This is a genomic window from Escherichia sp. WS568 (assembly GCF_046486085.1).
Taxonomy (GTDB): domain Bacteria; phylum Pseudomonadota; class Gammaproteobacteria; order Enterobacterales; family Enterobacteriaceae; genus Escherichia; species Escherichia coli.
In genome coordinates this window covers 41,395-62,881 of the sequence record NZ_JBJQMC010000015.1, presented here as the reverse complement: position 1 = coordinate 62,881, position 21,487 = coordinate 41,395, and the positions used below count along the sequence as shown (strand labels likewise).

The window sequence follows — 21,487 nt, the reverse complement described above, 5'->3', positions numbered from 1 at the left end:
ACAAATGAGTGAAATTTATGAAAAAGGCTAAAATACTTTCTGGCGTATTATTACTGTGCTTTTCGTCACCATTAATTTCTCAGGCTGCGACACTGGACGTACGTGGTGGATATCGTAGCGGAAGCCATGCCTATGAGACTCGACTCAAAGTCAGTGAGGGATGGCAAAATGGATGGTGGGCAAGCATGGAAAGTAATACCTGGAATACCATTCATGATAATAAAAAGGAAAATGCCGCACTCAATGATGTTCAGGTTGAAGTTAATTACGCGATTAAACTTGATGATCAATGGACGGTGCGCCCGGGAATGTTAACGCATTTTAGCAGCAACGGCACACGCTACGGACCCTACGTAAAACTGTCCTGGGACGCGACAAAAGATCTTAATTTTGGCATTCGCTATCGTTACGACTGGAAAGCTTACCGACAACAAGACTTATCCGGTGATATGTCTCGTGATAACGTTCATCGTTGGGATGGATATGTCACTTACCATATTAATAGTGATTTCACCTTCGCATGGCAAACGACGCTATACAGCAAACAGAACGATTATCGCTATGCAAACCACAAGAAATGGGCGACGGAAAATGCATTTGTTCTACAATACCATATGACGCCCGATATTACGCCATACATAGAATATGACTACCTTGACCGCCAGGGTGTTTACAACGGCAGAGATAATTTATCGGAAAACAGTTATCGCATTGGTGTGTCATTTAAACTGTAGTAGACAGGAGACAGTCACAATGAATAAAACAATAATGGCGCTTGCTATCATGATGGCTTCATTTGCCGCAAACGCGTCTGTATTACCGGAAACTCCTGTGCCATTTAAAAGTGGTACCGGAGCAATTGATAACGACACTGTCTACATTGGTTTAGGTAGCGCAGGTACAGCATGGTACAAGCTGGATACACAGGCCAAAGATAAAAAATGGACAGCGTTAGCTGCATTCCCTGGTGGACCGAGAGATCAAGCAACCTCTGCATTTATTGATGGCAATCTGTATGTGTTTGGCGGCATTGGCAAAAACAGCGAGGGCTTGACTCAGGTATTTAATGACGTACACAAATACAACCCCAAAACTAATAGCTGGGTTAAATTGATGTCGCACGCGCCGATGGGCATGGCGGGCCATGTGACTTTTGTACACAACGGCAAGGCTTATGTTACTGGCGGTGTTAACCAGAATATCTTCAATGGCTATTTTGAAGATCTCAACGAGGCTGGAAAAGATTCAACCGCTATAGATAAAATCAACGCCCACTATTTTGACAAAAAAGCAGAAGATTATTTCTTCAATAAGTTTCTGTTGTCTTTTGATCCCTCAACACAGCAATGGAGTTACGCTGGCGAATCTCCCTGGTACGGAACGGCTGGTGCGGCGGTTGTGAATAAAGGTGATAAAACCTGGCTTATTAATGGCGAAGCCAAACCAGGATTGCGAACGGATGCCGTATTTGAACTTGATTTCACCGGTAATAATTTAAAATGGAATAAGCTTGATCCCGTCTCATCACCAGATGGCGTCGCTGGCGGTTTTGCGGGGATAAGCAATGATTCTCTTATATTTGCCGGAGGGGCCGGATTCAAAGGTTCACGAGAAAATTACCAGAACGGTAAGAACTATGCGCATGAAGGCCTGAAAAAATCATATAGCACTGATATTCATCTTTGGCATAACGGGAAATGGGATAAATCGGGTGAATTATCGCAAGGTCGGGCCTACGGAGTATCATTGCCCTGGAATAATAGTTTATTAATTATTGGCGGTGAAACTGCAGGCGGCAAAGCGGTGACGGATTCAGTTTTAATTTCTGTGAAGGATAATAAAGTCACAGTACAAAACTAACGCTTCAGGGCCCCGGTAAAGGGGCCCTGCTATCAATTTGTCATTTGTATTACGCGAAAATTATATGAACGCAATAATATCGCCCGATTATTACTATGTTCTTACCGTTGCTGGTCAGTCTAATGCCATGGCGTATGGCGAAGGACTGCCATTACCGGACAGGGAAGATGCGCCTCATTCCAGAATTAAACAATTAGCGAGATTTGCGCATACGCATCCCGGAGGCCCGTCATGTCACTTTAACGACATTATTCCTCTGACTCACTGCCCACACGATGTTCAGGATATGCAGGGTTATCACCATCCTCTGGCAACGAATCATCAAACACAGTACGGCACCGTTGGCCAGGCACTGCATATTGCACGAAAATTACTGCCCTTTATTCCTGATAACGCAGGGGTTCTCATCGTTCCGTGTTGCCGTGGCGGATCGGCTTTTACCGCGGGCAGCGAAGGGACATATTCAGAACGGCACGGAGCCAGCCATGATGCTTGTCGTTGGGGATCGGATACTCCGCTATACCGGGATTTAGTCAGCAGAACGCGAGCCGCACTGGCAAAAAATCCGCAGAACAAATTCCTCGGCGTATGCTGGATGCAAGGCGAATTTGACTTAACGACCAGTGACTACGCGTCACACCCTCAACACTTTAATCATATGGTTGAAGCCTTTCGTAGGGATCTAAAACAATACCATTCTCAGCTTAATAATATTACTGACGCGCCGTGGTTTTGCGGCGATACCACCTGGTACTGGAAAGAAAAATTCCCTCATGCGTATGAAGCTATTTATGGCAATTATCAAAATAATGTTTTAGCCAATATTATTTTCGTCGACTTCCAGCAACAAGGTGAAAGAGGACTGACGAACGCGCCTGTTGAAGACCCGGACGATTTAAGCACGGGATATTACGGTTCAGCGTACCGGTCACCGGAGAGCTGGACGACGGCACTGCGAAGCAGTCATTTCAGCGCGGCAGCCCGTCGGGGGATTATTTCTGACAAGTTTGTAGAAGCAATTTTGCAGTTTTGGCGCGAAAGGTGAGCGTTCATTAATTTGATTTATTTGCATCCATCAACGCTTTTAACTGCTCCGGCGTGCGGCACTATAATGGTTTTCACAACAAGGAGCCATTTTCTTATACCACTTTCAGAGACCATCCGCTTATGCCACCGCCCTCTACGCAACTGTTTGCAGAGCACCTTCCCACCGAGTGGATACAGCACCTCCTGACGCTTTCTGCTCATGCGACCATTTGTCGTCTTAACCTGAGCGCGGATGGCGAAGCGGGGATTAGCCTGCTGGCCCGCAGCGCTGTCACCCAGGAGCGCCAGCGCGTGGGGGCCCCCTGGTGGAATGGCTCTTCCGCCAGACCGCACAGACATGGGGCGCGGAACGTTACCTGAAGGATGACTGGCACGGCCTGCAACTTTTTGCCATTGATGGCGCACAGTTCAGGACACCTATGAACCTGAGTTGCGCGAATATTATGGCTCTGCCAACACATCCACTGAGCGGCAGAGCGCCTACCCGGTCATGCGTCTGGTGGCGTTAATGAATCTGGGAATCACATTCTGCTGAATGCCATGACCTCGGCCTACCGGCGGAGCGATACAGCGTGAGGCAACTAAAGCGGCGTCAGAAATCAGCTTTAAGTTCGCATTCCAGTTTATCGTGACAGAAATGATAGTGCAGGGAAATACGGCGTCACCAGGAACCATCCCGAAACGGCTGGAGCATCTGCGGGGTGCTCTGGAAGCGGTGTTCCCACGACTATCAAGGCCGAGGGCTGTTAAGGTATCAAAAACCCGTTATCCGGTGAAACACAGTGCCGCCCCGCTTAAGTGACGGCATTGTGTTTCTGACTGGCCTTAACTTTCCCTGAATCTCTGACGATCCTCACCATTGATATTTTCTTCATTCCTCACCAGAGAAATAAAAAATCACTATACTCATCAAAATATGAGATTACATTTATTCAGGCGATCACCTTACTATTTTATACGGAAAATAAATCATGAATATCCGTCAATCATTACATGACCGAATCTATGCAGAATACCCTCAACAGGCTAAAGATATATTACTGTATTTCCCCACTTATGAAATTATGCCATCGACCATAAAAATGGTTATGATTAATGAGGTGGTAGCTATAACACCGCAAGAAGATTTTTATACACCAGAGTCTGGTTATTTTACGACTGTCGCCCGACAGTTAGCGCTGGCTGGATTATCGGCAAGTAGTGGCGAAGTCTTACTCAACCATGGTATCTACCTGACCTCCGCACTGAAACTACCTAAAACACAGATCACAGCCACACCCGCGGAGATCATTCTCTGGTCACCTATTGTAGAATGGGAGCTCGAACTCTTTGCCAATATAAAAGTTATTTTCGTTGGCGGCGATATCGCGCGAAAATGCCTTAACATCATCGCGAAAAAGCAAACACGTAAACATGCCATCCCTTCAACTCCGACGTACAAACTGATGAATAGCGAATTAGTCTGGAAAGGAATAAGCATACTTCCTGGATATATTCTTACCGGAAAAAACCTGCTCATTGAAAAGTCAAAAATCGAAATGAATGTCGAACAATTAAGAAAAGGAATTGCGATTTATCGCAATAGTAACAGTAACCATACGAATAATTCAGTTCATGAATAAGAGATGAATCATTAATAACAAGAAATCACTGACAAACCACCTGTAAAAGGTCAATCATTTTAGTTCAATTTCCTTTGTCATGATTATATTTTTATCGTCCTGACGATACTATTAACAATTACAATATTTATACCCTCCCCAGAACAAACAGAAAAGAACTCATACATTCGTTTATAATTCTGGTAATCCTGGCATCATACGTTTAAAATTTAAGGTGTTTGTTTTATAATCATGATTCCAAAGACTATTGGTCACCAGAAAATGCCAGCCTTTTCGTGCCAGCTATATTTGTCCAGTGTGTTACCCCATCCAAAAATCATCCACATCCTGATGTTACGTTAGATATAGAGAAAACAGGTTGTACTGTGCAATATGCTAACCGCATAAGCGAATATAATTTCTAAGCTGATATTGTCTGGCTGTTGGGAGCTAAACAATATAAATATCGCCAGTTGCCAGAACGGTTATATAGACCAGGAGCGTTTCGGCTCCTGGTCTGTTTCGGACATATTATCAATCAGCCACTAATAGCGGACTAGGGATACCAGATGATGAAACAAACAGCCCTTTTACGGCACGGGTTGCAGCCACATGCAGTAACGCGCGCTCATTAAATAATGCATCACGCTGTTCAACGGGATCATCGGATGCTAATGCTTTTATTTCCGGCACAACGCCTTCGTTAATCCCCACCAGGAACACATACTGGAACTCAAGCCCTTTAATACGGTGCATCGTTGCAACTCGCACGCCTGGGCGTGCATCGCTGTCACCGCTATCATTGCCTAAATTAAATGTCTCAATTCCGGCGTCATTGAGTGCTGATGCGTAGCGGTCGCAAGCATGTTTAGTACGCGCAGTAATGCAGATATCCTGAGAACGAACCTGATTCGCCAGCAATGCCTGAATTTGCTTGACGAGTGTTGCAGCCTCTTCTTTGAAATCTGCCGCATGCGTAATCATGGGCTTTTCCCCGTGCAGTAATGACAAATAATCATTACTGGTATCCGCTTCGCCATCGAGGTTATCAACCTTCACACCAGTTAACAGCCCAACAGCAAATTGACGCGTCTCTTCTGTGGTCCGATAGTTAATCTTCAATTTTTTACTGCGACGACCACGGACGTTAATACCACACTGACCAAGAACGACCTTATTGCGATAAATACGCTGATGCCCATCCCCGACAATAAACAGATCGTTGGGCGACTCGGGAACCAGGCTGCGAATAAGAGTAAATGCCGGGGCACCGATATCTTGAGCTTCATCGACGACAATACTGCTATAAGGTAGTTGGACCTGCTTTTCTTTAAACAGAACAATAGCCTCATGCATGGCATCGCCCATTTCGCGCAGTTTGGCACGCGCCATTTGTGCTCTGAATTCTTCGAAAACTGGCCAGATTTTCGCCCGTTGAATACGGGATAACGCTGTACCACGTCCAACCCGGCTGACTTTGAGGTATTCCTCCCGGGTGTAAACCGCATTTGGCTGGACAACGCGTTGCCACTCTTCAGCATAGAAATTGTCAGGTAGCCCCAGTTCGGCAGGTGCCTGCTGCAAGGCATAGTTCCAGCATTTACGTCGCCCTTCATCGCTGTCGTATACCACGCGGAAATCATAACCGTGGCGTTTTAGTTGGTCGCTCATCCAGGCATCAATGTTAACGACGTCAATACGCGCCATCTCTTCTCGCGTACACAACCGCTGGAGATTAGCGCGAATATCTGCCGCCAGGTTACGCGTAAAGGTCGTGAAAAGTACCTTCTTACCGGGTTTATCTACCAGACGCTGAGATAACCACCGCGCACGGTGCATTGCAACAACCGTTTTCCCTGTACCTGCACCGCCCAGTACTCGTACCGGACCATTAGCGGGCGACTCCACCAGTTTTCGCTGGCTCGGATGCAGAAATACACGCCATTTTTCTAAAGGCGCATTAAGCATCTGCAACAGCTCCTGTTCATTTTCAACGACATAGAAGCGACGTTTACTTCGTTCAATCGCCTCCATAAAGTCGTTGGTATCAACAGGCTCATCACGATGATCGTTAAACTCTTCCAGCACTTCCTGGTAATCCAGCCCTTCTGCCAGCCAATGCAGGGGTTCCCAGGCTTCTGCTGGCATTATGCTTTCAAGTTGATTAAGCCCGGCTTCATCGGTAAGCGCCATCACCTGATCAATAAAGACAGGCGGCACACCCAGGGCCAGAATCTGTTCCGCGCTGTAAGCTGCGAAGAGTTTCGGTTTATCAACCACTGTTTCCGCTGCCGGTTTGATATAGCTAATATCAATAACCTGAATTGCGCCGGTAACCGGGTGAATTGAACAATCATGCCGCCGCGCCCAGTCGTATGCTTCGTCGTGTTTATCCACCCACATCAGCATATACAGGGCACCCTGTTCAGGTTTCAGAACAATGCCGCGATAAGTTTGATCGATTCGCACCGAATGGACATTTTTACTGCGCGCATCGTGGATCTTTTCATAGTTAAGTCCATTACTGGTCGGGTCCTGACGGAATTTGGAGATGAATTCCTGCACCTTTTTTTGCTGTGCTTTTGGGATCCGCGCGAATGCGCCCAGAAAACCATCAGAAAGTGCCACCTTGGGCGTTTGCACCGTCATTTGTCACCTCCGGACAGATGTTGCAATGTATTTTCGTCAATTGGCCCGAATGCAACGTGCCAACCCCTGGTTGTGAATAATGGAATAAATTCTTGATTATCAATAATCAATGCCCATTTTTGTGATGGCCAGGCGAGATCGGCTTCCGCAATAATTTCACCTTCATCATTTTGCAATTCGTAGCCGAGAGTCGGCGCAGAGAGAGAATGAGACTGAAGCAACGCGATCTCTTCAGCGCTTAATAAGCCAAACTCAATAATCTCAGCCCAACTTTCATCAGTCTCTGGTACTGCCTCTGGCGTTGCCGTAACTTTAACGTCAACGCTTTCCTGCGGTAAATGCACGGCTTTACGGCTGGTAAAGGTCATATCCGGCAGGAACTGTAACAGGTTTACCAGTCGCCAGAAGCCATTGAGTCCCGCTTCATAACCGTCATCCTGCGTATAGCGATCGTCAAAACAGATATGCAAACGCAGCCAGCTGCGCATTTGTGCGACACTGGTCGTCGGTTTAATGGCTTGTTGTGGCAACACCGAAGCCAGCTCAATAAATTGCTGCGATGAGTTACAGCTATCGAGTAAACCACCAAAGACAAACGGTTCGTCTGGCAAAAGCTCTGCTAGCCGCCAGGCTGGCGCGTTTTCCTGCATTTCATAGGCATACTTTTGTTTCGTTCCCGCGTCCTGTGACTTCTTCACATCCAACCACACCCAGGCATGTGCAGCAGCCATTTTCTGCCATAACTGCGTTCTTCCTCCCGGATCGGCGAGATAATCCAGCAGCAGTGCAAAACTGTTGCGTTCCCGGAACGACGCTTCAAGGGCCGCAAAGTTGGTATCGTGAAACAGGTTATAAAACTTAGGCTGTTTCATATCCGGGTTATGCCCAAGCCCCAGGACATCCTGAACATGTTTAAGCCCAGGCTCTTTGAGATCGGCCCACGTGACTGTCCACACCCAGAAATTATCGCTATCCCGAATCGCCTGGCGTTTTTGCACATCCTCTGCGACGCTATTTTTGTGAAACGCAAAGCCATCAAGGAAAATAGCTACCGGTTTAATGGCATCAGACTGCATAAGCGGATATAGCACGTAATCCGGGCGACAAGGGATCCCCACCGCCTCTTTAGCGCCTAAATCCACCTGAGCTTTAAGATGCCAGCTCATCATCGGTTCGCTGCGGGTGTTAATAATCCACCCAGCGCCCTGATGCGCGTAACTGCGACTGACAATCAGGTTTTTATTTTCTTGCAGGCAGCTAATAAACCGTTTTTCCAGCTCACTGCCCATCATGGCTTCGAGGGAAATGTTTTTGATGGAATCAATTACCCGTATCGAATCTCTTGCCTGCAAAATTTTCGCCAGCAAGAGACGCGCCTGATCGCGGGAGACATACTTCATGCGCCCACGGTCACGGTAAGCGTAAACGCAACGATAACAACCATCTTTATGCGTATCATGGTTGCAACTGCATTCCACTATCGCCTGATAGGCCAGTTCAAGTAATTTCAGCAAATTGTCGGGAGTGCGCATCAGCTCTTTAAGAGAACCAGTTCCCCCCGGGACGGTATCGTAAATCACCAGATACTGCCGCCAGGATTCGCCTTCATTTTCCGGCTCGCGGTACACAACGCCTTTCAGGTGATCGACATTCCCCTTGAAGTAATGTTTAAGACCTAGCTGGATCGCCGCCCCAAGAGAAGCCTCCACGACACGGTCATTACTGTAACTGCTTACCGGGAGCAGAATACGCAACGCTTCTGACTCCAGCTGGCGATAGAGATAGAGATAATCTTCGAACTTCGCCTTTTCGGGTTCCGTGCGATATTTGCAGCTCAAATCATGACGTGGTTCATGATCGCGAGGACGCTGCACCATGCCGCACCCGAGGCAAACTTTAAACCCGGTTCGCTTCTTCGCTTCTCCGGCAATCATCAACTCATTGGCATCATCCGCCATTTTGCCGAAGTTGATATCCCGCAGGGTGACTTTGCTTAAAAATTCAAAACCAAACGGAACTTCGCCTTCCTCAATCGCGTATGCCGCCGATACATCTTCTTTTTCGAAACTAACCAATAGCTGACGCTGGAAGAAAGCAGGTTCACGGCTGTCGCTCTCGTCGCTGATCTGGCTATCACGTGCGCTGGCGCGGGCATACACCTGGCGAAGTTTCAGCAGCGTGGTTTTTTGTCCGGCGTCGGCCCACCCCGGTGTGCCACATTTCGGGCAATATTTATGCTGGTCGCCCGTCTGGTCGATATTTTCGCTGTAGTTACAGTGGCTACAGATACGCCAGTTCTCCGGCTCAGAGACCTTCAGGTCTATCTGCTCAATTTCAACTTTATGCCCACCGGCATAGAAATTATTCAGCGGAGCCAGCTCAGCCAGCGCCGTTGATGCCGGGCGTTCATATTCGAAAGTGGTGTTTTGATATTCACGCGCTTCCCCGCCTTCTTTACGCCGCCAGAGCACAGAACGTAACGTAATACCGGCTTCCGGGAAGGCGTAGTTAGGCAGCAGACCTTCATCCGTGAGGAAATTCAGCGTCTGCTTATTGTTGATTTGATTTACCAGCGCCATCAGCGCCTGCCGTTCTGAAGTTAACTCGCGCATATCGCTGTCAAAGTTTTGATCGCGCGGCGCGTTCTCCAGCTTATCGATACTGCGCTTGAGTTTATCGATGCGTGAACGCAGAGATTTGCGATCTTCCACCAGCAGTTTTAACGCTTCTTCGATACGCTGCACCAGCGAACGCTGTCCAGGCGCACCCTGAAGATAAGACAACAACTGTTGGCGAGTTTCTGCGGCAAGATCGGGGAAGATCGCCGTAAATTGTGCAGCAATCTCCGCATGATGCTGTTCGATATATCTCAGTAAGTTATACGGAAAACCCGATTTACGCCCGAACTCCAGCTCATCCAGCATCTGTTTGACGTTTTTACAGATAGCGGATTCTGGTACACCGGTTTTCACCCAGTTATCCATACAAAAAGCTGCCAGCTGGCGTTCGAGAATAGCCGTTGCATTGAGGAAGACGCCAGGAGCCTGCACCTGGCCCTGCATCATCTCCAGTGGTTCTTCAAAGAAAAACTGATCGTGCGGGTTCCCTTCTGCCACGGTAATGTTTAACGCGTTACCATCTTTACGACCGGCGCGACCAATACGCTGCAAGTAGTTGGCCTGAGCAGGTGGGACAGAACAGAGTAAAACGGTGGAAAGATCCCCAACGTCGATACCCATCTCCAGCGTCGGTGTTGCCGACAACAGGTTGATATTCCACGGTTGGTTGCCGCGGTAGAACGATTTTTCGGTGGCTTCGCGATCTTCACGGCTAAGCAGCCCCGTGTGTTCTGCGCCCTGCACGCGCGCGATGTCCATGTTCTCCCAACGCCAGGTCGCCGTATTGTCGACTTCCTGGTAACGACCTTCACAACGTAAAGAGAGACAAGGCGCATTACGCCACTGCCAGCCTTGATCGGCCGGAGCCCGGACAACCTCACGGCAACATGAGCAATTAAGCTGAACGACGTCACGGCTCACCACCAGCGCCGAAGGCACCAGTCCCCAGGCTTCACGCCCTTTGGTGTCAAAATCTTTTACTACTCCGGCTATTTTCAACGCCGTAAACAGGCGTCGTAACACCGTTTCCGCAACGCTACTGATAAACAGATTATTGCCGTTACTCAGCGTGCGATTGATCCAATGCTGATACCAACTGGGGTTAGACTTCGCGCCAATCAGGCGATGGAAACCATTAATTTTTTCAAACGACGCATAAGCCGGTTTACGCGTTTTCGGACCGATAGAAGGCATATAGCGCGAGGTACGCTCTTTTTGCGTCATCATAAAGGTCGTGCCATCACGGCGATAACTTTCGAACGCCGGATGCATAACGGCCCCGGCCTGGCGTTGATACCAAATAACCCCCAGCGCCAGGTGCGCGACCTGCTCGACGCTCACACCGGACATCTCATCACCCAGCTCTTCACAAAGCTGTTGATGCAGGGCGGTAATTGCCGGATTAAAGCGTTCTTTATCCACTCCGGCAACGGCATAACCGGTGGCTTCCAGCGTACGTCCGATACGCGCGCGCAGGGTAAATTCGCTGTACACCTCCCAGTCGAGGCGCAGGGAAACCAGCTCCGGCAGATCGGAGTTCTCCGCCAGTTTGCCTTCATTTTTCAGCGTCTGATAATCATTCAGCCACTGCATATTTGGTGCGATGAAGTTCGCTGCAAAATGAGCATCGTCCGGTGAACGTTCACGCGTTTGTTGGCAAACACGCGCCGCGAACGCATCCAGCGGTAATGTCTCTTTTTCGCCAAGAACACTGGCGATTTGCCCACGAATCATCAGCGGCCAGGTTCGGGCAGTAAAAAAGCTGGCACGATGCGCGGCGTCTTGTACCGAGTCAGAAAACGTAATCAGCTTTTTATGTTCGTTGAACTGGCTGCCATAAAGCTGGTGAATCATCACCGCCGACAGACTGGCAGCCCGTGACCCCAAAATCGAAATCCCCTGTTTGCTGTTGCAGTACGGGCATTCATTAGCAAACTCCAGCTCGTCCTTACGCTCTTTGAGCATATCCGGGATCAGTACCTGCAACAGCTCTGTATGACCACAATGTCCACACTGGACGCTGGACTGTCGGTTCAGTTTCAGGCAGGTAGGGCACAGTTTCTGGTGTGCGCCACTGACCGCTTTTTCGTTGTTATCCGGGAAAGCGAGGACGATGGAGCGCCCTTTTTCAAAGAACTGGCGATAAATGCCGTCGAGGTCTGTTTCCAGCTGAACGCTTTGCCCATGACGCAGGCTGGCCCAGCCGGTTGCGTGGCAGTCACGGCAGTGGATAACCGGCAAATAGTGTTCGCGGTCTTCCACCGCCACATCATCGGCAAACACCAGTCGCGGCGTTTTCGCCACGCTGGCGACCAGACGACGCATCTCACGAAGCCACAACTGGGAGCGCAGTTGCACAAATGGCAGCACCGGACGCACTTTCTTCGCCTGGAGACGTTTTTGCCGATCGTGTTCCGTTTCCGGTACTTCGAGACGTGCCTGCGCGATCAGTGCCAGAATGCTTTGCAGCACGCGTCGGGCATGGTCGGCGCTTTCTGCCAGCATAACCTGGAGATTTTCCAGACACTCTCGTTCAGAGAGGATCCCGCCTTGCAGATCATGGAGTAAGACATGCATCACGCTGTGGCGGCGTAACAGTGACCCCAGCGCAATACGCTTTTCACGCCCGTCGTCGCTCTCCAGATCGTCCGGGAGTTGCAAGTCGCTGTCGGGGAACCACAAAGGGATTTGCCCGTTAAGATACGCTACCGGGGTAGCGTAACTCTGCGGGTCCAGGGCCGAAGCGACCTCCGGCCCCGGATACTGACTGTACGCAATGGCATAATCCTGCAAGTACTCCGCTGCCGTGTAGCGATCTTCGCGAATAACGGCGTCATCGGTAAACGGCTGGTCAAAGATTGTTTTTGCGTAATCGAGCAGTTGCCCCAGTTCGTCGCCGACGGTAGCTGATGTCCCGACGCAGGCGAATCGTTGGTTATCCACACCTATGTGATGCTTCAGACGTCGCACCAGACAGGCCAGATCCGACCCTTGCGCGCCATCAAACGTATGCAATTCATCCACGACCAGGTAACGCAATGAGCCGGGCTGGTTGTAACGCCAGAGCGGCTGATCGCCAGGGCGCATCAGCAGGTAGTCGAGCATTTTGTAGTTGGTCAACAGGATGTCCGGCGGGCTTTCGCGCAGCGTGTGCTTACAGGTAATGACCTTTTCTGCCGACATTTTCTTGCTGGGTTCGATTTCGCTGTCGCCGACAAACAAGCCGACGGTCACCTTGCCATGCAGTTGTGGATCGCTGGCGATGGTTTTGGCGAAACGGCTGGCCTGATCGGTTGCCAGGGCGTTCATCGGGTAGATGATAATTGCTTTAACCCCGGCTTGTGACGCGCCCGCGCAGTGGTTGAGCAGCGGGAACATAAAACATTCTGTTTTACCGGAGCCGGTACCGGTTGCGACCAGCGTCGGCTGTGGCGCGTCGCTTCCCAGACGCTGAAATGCCCGGGCCTGATGCGCGTGCGGCGGGAACGGCAGCGTCAGATTAGGGAAAAAATTCAGCGGTAAGTCACTTTTACGAAACGGCAACTGGGCGGAAAGGTATGGTCCTTTCAGCAGCGTTTCGGGCTGGGCCAGAAATTGCTCCAGCATTGAGACATTATCGTTATTCTCACCGTTAAACAGCGGGCTGTTTAGCGGGAACGCCGCCCGTAAAAAGGCGGCAACGCTGTCGGCGACCTGCCGACTGACAACGGACGGCAACATCAGGCGCTCTCCTTATCTTGTGCAAAGAACGCCCAGGCCACTTTGTAGTCGTCTTCGCGATCCGGCTTGATAAACGGTGCCTGCCAGGTGACGGTACGGCGCTCGCCTTCGTCGCTGCGGGTATAGTCATCAAAGGTAACGCTGACGGTACCGGTTTGCAGATGTTTGACATCATCCCAGCCGATGGCTTGATCGGTGCAGTCACCGCCGGTCCAGTCCGGGCTGTCGACGTTAAAGACAAAGCCGTTTTTCAGGTCAGCTTTACGCGCGGTACGAGGCAAGCCAACGCCCACCAGCCCTTTGCTTGGGGTAAAGATAATGCGACCGTTTTGATCGTACCAGGTGTCCGCTTCGTACTGGCGCATCACCGGGAACTGAATACGGTAGATGGCGAGTAGTTCTTCGAGGGTTAGCCCCAGCGCCTGCGCCACCAGCACGTCGATTTCCACCAGCGCCTGACGGCGGCTGTAGTCGGAGCGTAAGGCGCAGTTACGCTGCCATTCTGGGGTCAGATTGGTGAAGAAATCCTGGGGGAGCTGTGGGAGATCGCGGCTCCAATATTGTATTTTAAATTCTGAGGAATAAATGGAACACCACAATTTTTTATAATGCTCTGTTATACTAACCAAAGCCATCGACCTTGCATGTAAAGAGGCTCTAAACTTCTCATTACTTAATAATGGAAGTTGATTAACTAATGACTGATTCGCATGCCCCATGCCAGTACACTTGACTCTATAATCTACGACAATGGACAAAGACATCGAAAAGAAATCAAGTAAATCATAGTCATGTTTAAAAATAGTGCTTAGACACGTATTAATATGAGAAATACCGGGAGGTATTATAGTTGCGATGAAAGTTCGTTCAGAAGTTGAACCTATCATTTCCCGATTAACAAATCTATAGCCATTAGTCACAGGAAAGACATTACCATCCCAAGAAACTGTCGGAATTCGATTTAGAAAATCGGAATACTCGCAATTAGGAATATAATTAACCCTAGGCATATAATTATCAGGAATAGTCATCAAATCAATGGAGTCATAGTCACTATTTAATTTACATAAAGTCCGTGGCGTTTTGTAATAAGCATTCCCCACAAAGAAATGTGGTCCAGATAATATCCATTGTGAAATTCCAGAGGGGAATTCCGTTTTCCTTTTAGTTGTACCATCTCTTTGAGCAAATGTTTCATCAAACATCACTGTAGAATAATAATTATTTTTTATTGAAGATAGTTTTTTTGATTTAACATCAAATTTACGTAAAACTTCCAATAATTGTACTGTATGTAAAGCTGGAAGCCTTGCGTGCAGTGCAGGTGTTGAATTATCATCAAATATCCCCGCAAACAAACGTAACTCATCAATAGTAATTGTTAATACTCTTGATTTATGGGGTGATATATTCCAATTTATTTTCAGTTTATCCCCATTGTAAGATTCTTCCTTGATACCAGGAATTTCCCCTTGATTATCATGCAAAATACTTGAATCTATTGTATACACAGAGAACAAATTTGACATGTGTGTAAATGAAGGCGATTCTTGCAATGGACCATAAATATTAATACTAAATGTTGTTGCATGATGAACATCGGGAAAAAGCCCTAATTCATTTTGAAATTGATAATGGTCACGCAAACGGCAGTAAATTTTGGCACGAAGTTCCCCCGCCTTGCTATCATCATAAACTCCATCAGGGTGCAATAACCCTGAAACACCATGTTCAGAAATAAGTCGCCATGAGACTGGTAAAAAACATTTATATAGATTTGTTTTTTGCCCTAACAAGCATGAAAAATTTTGCTGACTATTTAGATAGTTCTGTAATCCAACGGCAGATTCAAACTCACTTCGCCATGCATCTTCTAATCCATAGACTCGTGCAAAAGATTCTTCTCGGAGAGAAGATATATTGGCAGCGCTAAGATTGTGCAGTACAAGCTCAGGTTTATAATCTCCCAATATTCCGCGTTCTTCCCATACAACTTTTAGCCACGGCGGGTTTCCGAGCATCAGGTCAAAACCGCCGCGCTCGGCAAACAGGTCGCAGAACTCCAGATCCCAGTGGAAGAAACGGTACTGCTTTCTCAGGGCATCGACAATCGCCAGACGCGGCAAATGACGGAACAACACCTCGGTTTTCAGACGACCTGCGCCGGAAAACAGTGAAGACTCTTCTCGCAGCAGACCTTCTTCGGCAAACAGATCGCCGGTGGTGTGCTCCGCAACTTCAGTGACTTTTTCCGTGATTACAATCCCGTCGAGCAGGGTTTCAATCTCAAACAACCAGGTGCCGCGATCCGGTAGCTCATCGGCTTTGTCGATCGGCCAGAACCACAGCGCGCACCAGTAGTCCATCACCCAACGCAGCTTCTGGTAGGCACTGTTATCTTCAAGACGACCACTGAAGGTTTCATCTTTACTGCTCAGCGAAGAACGCGTCTGCTCGCTGTTTTCTGCCGGCCACACCGGGTAGCTGTCGGCGGTTTTCAGACGTTCTGCTTTAAGTTGCTGGCGATAGGTGTTCCACAGAGCTTCCACCTTTTCGCTGATACGCTGCACATCAGCAATCTCATGCCCGGCAAAGCTTTTAATAAACTCTTTGCGCCAGCTGTCCAGGGCTTTGAAGTCATCCGGATAACGCTGCTTAACGGTTTTATCGCTGTAGTTAGCCATACCGCCGTCGGGCAGCAGGAAGTGAAAAATCTGCGTCTCTTCACGCGGCGTGTTCATCGCCAGTTCGACCGGCTCGCTGTTAAGCCAGCTCGGATCTTTGGCTTTTTTGTAGGTCAGTTCACTCTTGTTGAACACCTGACGGCGCGCGCCCACCAGCGAGTTACCGCAGTGCAGCTGGTAACCAAACCACGGTACAAAGGCATCGCCACTGATGGCGTTCAGCCACAGCGACACTTCCGCCAGTTCCACCGCCACCGGGTTTAAGTCCACGCCGAAAACGTTGTTGTCGGCAATGTACATTTTCACCCGCTGTAACTCCTGGGTGTAACGATCCTGCGGAATACGGCGACCTTCCGCCTGCTGCTTGTGGAACAGATACGCTTCCGCCAGCTGGTTGATGGCTTCGTTAAGGAACGCCGCGCTGCCCATCGCCGGTTCGCACACGGTGAGGTTTAAGATGGCATCAGCTTTAGCGTGCAGATCGGTAATCGGATCAATTTGCTCTTTAAACAGTTCTTTCAGGGCATATTTAACCAGTGAGCGGGTCAGCACTTCCGGGGTGTAATAAGAGGCAGATTTCTCACGGTCGCGCCCGGCCATACGGTAGATAAAACTGCCTTTGCGGTGAATGCGCAGACTGCCGTCTTTCTCGTAGACCTTCTCGTCTTCGTGGTATTTGCCAATCTCATCCTTACTGACGAAGTAACCCGTCTCCAGCTCGTTAAACTCTTCCCCGGCTTTCTTCACCTCGTAGAGATCTTCGCTGGCGAAGAATCCGCGATAGGAGAGCAGCGCCTCATACACCGCACCCAACTGGTTGATACCCAACTGGCGATAAGAAATACGTCCGCGGCGGTTAAAGCGCCCTTTGCCCGGGCGGCTTAACGACATCGCCTGGATAATCTGTTGCAGGGTTTCGTTACGGAATACCACGCGGTTAAGAATGCGCGTGTTGTTGGCATCAAACAGATGACTTTCCAGACGCGGGACGCTGAACTGATGACTATGGATGGTGATCCGGTCGCCGCTCTCCAGGTCACTCTGCATTTTCACGCCGCCGTTGTAGCCTTCGCGCACCAGTTTAAACAGCATATTCAGGCTGTCGTGGAAGTAGCGCCCGTTGCGATCTTCTTCGCTGGTCAGCGGGATCATCTCCAGATCGCGCAACGTTTCCAGGCTGTAACCTTGCAGATAGGTTTTGGCTGTCATTGGCGCATAACCCAGCTCCGGGCGCGCTTCAATGTAGAACAGGAACAGCAGGCGGTACATGTAACGCAGACATTCGCGGCTCAGTTCATCCGGGTCCACCGCACGGTTACCGGTATAGTTTGCCAGGCCACGGTCGATCAGATAATGCATCGCTTCGTTGCCCAACAACTCTATGCTTTCGCGCAGGGCATATTTCAGATCTTCCGAAACACCAAACGCATGTTTGTGCGAATTGTCATCCAGCGAGTCAAGATATGGTGCCCCACTGCCCGGCAGCAGCGAATCTTTATGTAGCAACACTGCCGTCGCTTTCAGCGTATCCGTTTCACGACGACTTAAAATCTCTTCAAAATCAAAACGTAGCAGACGGTTTTGCGCCCACTTAGTACGGTCCAACAACAATAGCTGACGGTTACCGAGCAGCAGCACAAAACGCGGCGGTTCATTTTGGGTGAAGACCGCCGTAGAGAGCAGATCCTGCCAGCTGCGATATTCACCGTTGGCTTTTTTGCGCAGGCTGTCGCGCTTATGTTTGTCGGTATCCGCCGGGAATTGCGCGGTCAGTAAGGAGAGCGCCAGCGGATCCAGCGTTCCTTCTTCCTGATCGTGTGCTTCAACAATCCACAGCCACGGGCTACCGTCAGTGCTGTTGTAACGCGCCAGTACTGGCAGTGGTGTATCGTCATCCAGCATTTGGATCTGCGGCGTAATTTCGTAGCCCAGCGCCTTTAACAATGGCTGCCAGCGATTACGTTGATCGGCCAGACGCTGCGGGATCTGACGCTGTTTTTCGTGCTCGGCAAGTTTGCGGAAAAACTCAGTCGCCAGACTGTTAAACTGGTTCCACGGAGCGCGGTATCCCGGCTCTACGTCTTTGCCCTGTTCACGAGCGGCACGCTCCGCTTCACGCGCTGCATTTTCCTGGGCTATCCAGGGTTCCAGCACATCGCGGATATCACTGGTGAATACCTCACCCAAATAGTGGTTAGAGTAAAATTCGTTTTCGTTATTAATACCGACCAGCGCCATGATTAACCCTCCGCTCCGGTGATAACAGCAATTACCTGAATGTAGGGTTCTTTTTCAGTCGTCATGGTGTCCTCAATCCATTCGATATAGCTGTCAAAATTGTGTTCGATTTCGCGTTGTCTCTGCTCTTTACGGCTCTGCTTAACTGACAATTGCTGTTTGTTATCGGCAAAATCCAGCTCAAGTTGGCTCAACTGCCGCCCACGCAAAACGTCCAGCTTTTGCAGATGCTCATTCAGTTGCTGGTTAATGTGCGTTTCAAACGCATTCCGATCATGGATGAATACCTCCCGGGCATGAGCAATAGCCGCTTCCAGTAAATCCTGCTGGCGCTGGTGATTACGATCTTTACCGCCGCTGTTAGTCAGCTTGTTACTCAACTGCGGATGACGTTGTAAAAACTCAGCAAATGGCTGACTGCCGATTAGCGATTCACGGTTAAAGCTCACCACTATCCACGGGTTCACCATCGGATGTGATTTACGGTTCGGGAATAACCCGGAAAGAATGAAGTGATCTTCATCGGGTTCAAGCAGGTATGGCAGACGGATAACCGGTGCCTGATGACGACCAAAAGCCGAAGAGATTTTATCGTCCAGCCACTGCACTACCGGGTTGATTTGCCAGAGATACTGCACATCGGGCCAGGCATGTTGCTCACCGCGAGCGCGTGCAATCGCGTCGGTGATGACGGTTTTATCCTGACTTAAATAGAGCTGCCAGTTCTCCGGCGCGATTTCAGGCGGTAGCTGATTGAAGCGGCGGCGTAACTCCTCCGGCGCCACCAGCGACAAGGTATTATCAGGCAAGGTTTCATACTGGATAGTTTGACCACTGGCTTTCAGGTAACCCAATGCTCTTTCGCAGTACGCCTGTTCGCTGGCAAACAAGCTGGTGTCTGTTTCGGTGACCATTGAGGCATCGCTGGAAACCGCACTGCATATTTCGCCAAACAGATCATGTTCGGCGCTTTCCGAGACGTTGCTGTTCAGCAGTTGATCAAACAGGCTGGCACCATCATCCTGCATCATGAACTCTGCAACCTGCTCTTCTTCCTCTTCCTGGGTAAATTTGCCGGTAAACTCCGAACTGTCCCCAATGTTCTTCTGCGCCTGTTCGTCTTTGTTGATCAACACTTCCAGTACGCGCATATCGCCATTGATCTGCGGTTCGCTGGCCTCGGTAAGCAGATAGCGGATTTGAGGCTGATGTTTTTGCCCATAGCGGTCAATACGCCCGTTACGTTGCTGGAATACCATCAACGACCACGGAATATCAAAGTGAATCATTTTGTGGCTAAGGTGATGCAGGTTGATCCCTTCAGATGCCACATCCGAACAAACCAGAAGACGCAACGGCGACTGCGTTTTACCAAAGGCTTCTACGGTTTCCATCAACACCGTATCGCCCTGATCGCCGCGCAGCGTGGCGATCTGATCATCTTTCAATTTCAGATCCGCTCGCAGTTGCTGTTCGAGGAACTCCAGCGTTTTAATGCTTTCAGTGAAGATCACCAGGCGATCTTCCGTGTTATTGGCTTTCCAGGCGAGGTCTTTTCGGATGGTGTCGAGCAGCAACTGGTATTTGCTAAACTGGCTGGCATCAATGTTATTCAGCGCCAACAGCAATGACTCCAGTTCGTTGATCTGGCTCTGGCTATTATGATCTTTACGGCTCTCAAGACGCTTCAGACGATTAGCCACTACGCTGGCACACGCCATCGGGCTGGAAAATAGCGCTTTTTCGAGGGTTATCTTGAACAGACGACCTTTGTTAGACTGGGCCTGTTCATCGTCATCATCACGGAACTGACTCTCAACCAGGCGACGGTATGCTTCTTCTTCGGCACCGGATGCCAGGCGAGTCAGTTTGACAATATTGCGCTCGGGGAACTCGCCGGACATCTGATCTTTCACGTCTTTTTTGAAGCGACGGACAACCAGATTTTTATCGGCAAAGTCGGCGTATTCATACTCTTTCGGGTTGGCGATCGCCGTCGGGTCAAGCATGTTCATCAGGCTGGCAAAACTTTCAGCCTTACCATCATGCGGCGTCGCTGAAAGCATAATCAGCGTATCGCTACGCCCGGCGAGCAGTTTTGCCAGTTTACTGCGTAACGAACTGGTTCCACGTTCTGCGACGTTATGGGCCTCATCAATGACAATAATATCCCACCAGGCATTTTCCAGATGGTGACGATATTCAATGTCTTGTTTCAGCGTATCGATGGAGATAATGGTCTTGTCAAAATAGTGAAACGGGTTGTGGTTGGTAGGGATGCGGTTACGCACCTTTTGTAAACCAGCAGAATCCAGGCGGGTCAATGGGATCGCAAAACGGCTCCAGAACTCCTTCTGGAATTGTGTCAGCATCGATTTAACCGCCAGAACCAGAATACGTTTTCCGCGCCCACGACGGATCAGCTCCGAAACCAGAATACCGGCTTCCAGCGTTTTACCCAGACCGACAGCGTCGGCAATGAGTATCCGCTGGCGCGGCTGTGCCAGAGCCATCCGCGTAGGGTCGAGCTGAAACGGCATGGAATCCATCGCCGCCAGATGACCAAAATGGACTTTACTGTCTGTCGGTACGCGTTGGCGTAACTGACTTTCGATATACAACTGCGCCGCCTGATAATTGGCGGATTCATCTTCCACCAAATGCGTTTTTGCGGGATCCAGGATCTCTACTTTTTGTTCCAGTTTGGTCAGAAATAACCCTTCTTTACCGCGCACAAGCTCTGAAATACCATCGCAGGTCAGCAAATACCCACCATCACCACTGTCATCCGCCCGGCGAATACGCCATTCGGCATCACGAATAACCACCCGCATACCAGGTGCATAATTTTGCTTATTCATCGGTTTTTCTGTCTATTTGGGGCAGTGGCGGTAACGTCATCCTGAAAAATGTGGCGCGGCACACTGCGATAAAAAAGAGGGCCTTAAAGATATCATGAAGGCCCCCGGCAAAGTGACAAAATGGGAGGGAATGCGCATAATTTGCGCATGATTTTCAAACAAAAATTATTAAAAAGTGAGCTGGGTCAACTCCCCTGGAAGATATCCTC

Annotated in this window: 8 protein-coding genes and 1 pseudogene; 5 read left to right on the top strand and 4 right to left on the bottom strand. The window is 49.4% G+C overall.

All coding sequences use genetic code 11. The features are described 5' to 3' along the window. Positions 1-17: 17 nt before the first annotated feature. The 5 genes and pseudogenes from nanC to ACJHWR_RS16680 all read left to right on the top strand — a co-directional run bounded on the left by nanC (position 18) and on the right by ACJHWR_RS16680 (position 4,529). Positions 18-734, top strand: coding sequence for an N-acetylneuraminic acid outer membrane channel NanC (gene nanC / locus ACJHWR_RS16700; protein WP_001295734.1), 717 nt, complete (start codon positions 18-20; stop codon positions 732-734). A gap of 19 nt (positions 735-753) precedes the next feature. Then, positions 754-1,860, top strand: a complete 1,107-nt coding sequence (gene nanM / locus ACJHWR_RS16695; protein WP_012311657.1) for an N-acetylneuraminate epimerase — start codon at positions 754-756, stop codon at positions 1,858-1,860. 64 nt (positions 1,861-1,924) lie between these two features. Beyond that, positions 1,925-2,905, top strand: coding sequence for a sialate O-acetylesterase (locus tag ACJHWR_RS16690; RefSeq protein WP_000991457.1), 981 nt, complete (start codon positions 1,925-1,927; stop codon positions 2,903-2,905). A gap of 122 nt (positions 2,906-3,027) precedes the next feature. After that, a pseudogene (locus ACJHWR_RS16685) lies at positions 3,028-3,709 on the top strand (hypothetical protein). A gap of 169 nt (positions 3,710-3,878) precedes the next feature. Further along, complete coding sequence (locus ACJHWR_RS16680) at positions 3,879-4,529, top strand: hypothetical protein (RefSeq protein ID WP_001026378.1); 651 nt, start codon at positions 3,879-3,881, stop codon at positions 4,527-4,529. Positions 4,530-5,042: 513 nt separating this feature from the next. Here ACJHWR_RS16680 and ACJHWR_RS16675 read toward each other — a convergent pair. From ACJHWR_RS16675 to ACJHWR_RS16660, 4 genes are read right to left on the bottom strand one after another with little or no spacing between them, the layout of a single operon-like run. Further along, positions 5,043-7,157 carry an ATP-dependent helicase gene (locus ACJHWR_RS16675; RefSeq protein WP_000218180.1) on the bottom strand — a complete coding sequence of 705 codons (2,115 nt, stop codon included), beginning with the start codon at positions 7,155-7,157 and terminating at the stop codon, positions 5,043-5,045. Further along, positions 7,154-13,495, bottom strand: coding sequence for a DEAD/DEAH box helicase (locus tag ACJHWR_RS16670; RefSeq protein ID WP_000937966.1), 6,342 nt, complete (start codon positions 13,493-13,495; stop codon positions 7,154-7,156). Before ACJHWR_RS16670 ends, ACJHWR_RS16675 begins: the two co-directional genes overlap by 4 nt. After that, on the bottom strand, positions 13,495-18,417 hold the full coding sequence (locus ACJHWR_RS16665) for a class I SAM-dependent DNA methyltransferase (protein ID WP_001229647.1): 4,923 nt from the start codon (positions 18,415-18,417) through the stop codon (positions 13,495-13,497). Before ACJHWR_RS16665 ends, ACJHWR_RS16670 begins: the two co-directional genes overlap by 1 nt. A gap of 2 nt (positions 18,418-18,419) precedes the next feature. Continuing rightward, the gene (locus tag ACJHWR_RS16660) at positions 18,420-21,278 is read right to left on the bottom strand and encodes a DEAD/DEAH box helicase (RefSeq protein WP_001041505.1); all 2,859 of its coding nucleotides are present in this window, start codon (positions 21,276-21,278) and stop codon (positions 18,420-18,422) included. Between the last annotated feature and the right edge of the window lie 209 nt (positions 21,279-21,487).

Bases quoted from the DNA above. Each gene is read 5' to 3' on its own strand.
- ACJHWR_RS16665 (WP_001229647.1), bottom strand. From the start codon at position 18,417: ATGGCGCTGGTCGGTATTAATAACGAAAACGAATTTTACTCTAACCAC.
- ACJHWR_RS16680 (WP_001026378.1), top strand. From the start codon at position 3,879: ATGAATATCCGTCAATCATTACATGACCGAATCTATGCAGAATACCCT.
- ACJHWR_RS16675 (WP_000218180.1), bottom strand. From the start codon at position 7,157: ATGACGGTGCAAACGCCCAAGGTGGCACTTTCTGATGGTTTTCTGGGC.
- ACJHWR_RS16660 (WP_001041505.1), bottom strand. From the start codon at position 21,278: ATGAATAAGCAAAATTATGCACCTGGTATGCGGGTGGTTATTCGTGAT.
- ACJHWR_RS16670 (WP_000937966.1), bottom strand. From the start codon at position 13,495: ATGTTGCCGTCCGTTGTCAGTCGGCAGGTCGCCGACAGCGTTGCCGCC.
- nanC (WP_001295734.1), top strand. From the start codon at position 18: ATGAAAAAGGCTAAAATACTTTCTGGCGTATTATTACTGTGCTTTTCG.
- nanM (WP_012311657.1), top strand. From the start codon at position 754: ATGAATAAAACAATAATGGCGCTTGCTATCATGATGGCTTCATTTGCC.
- ACJHWR_RS16690 (WP_000991457.1), top strand. From the start codon at position 1,925: ATGAACGCAATAATATCGCCCGATTATTACTATGTTCTTACCGTTGCT.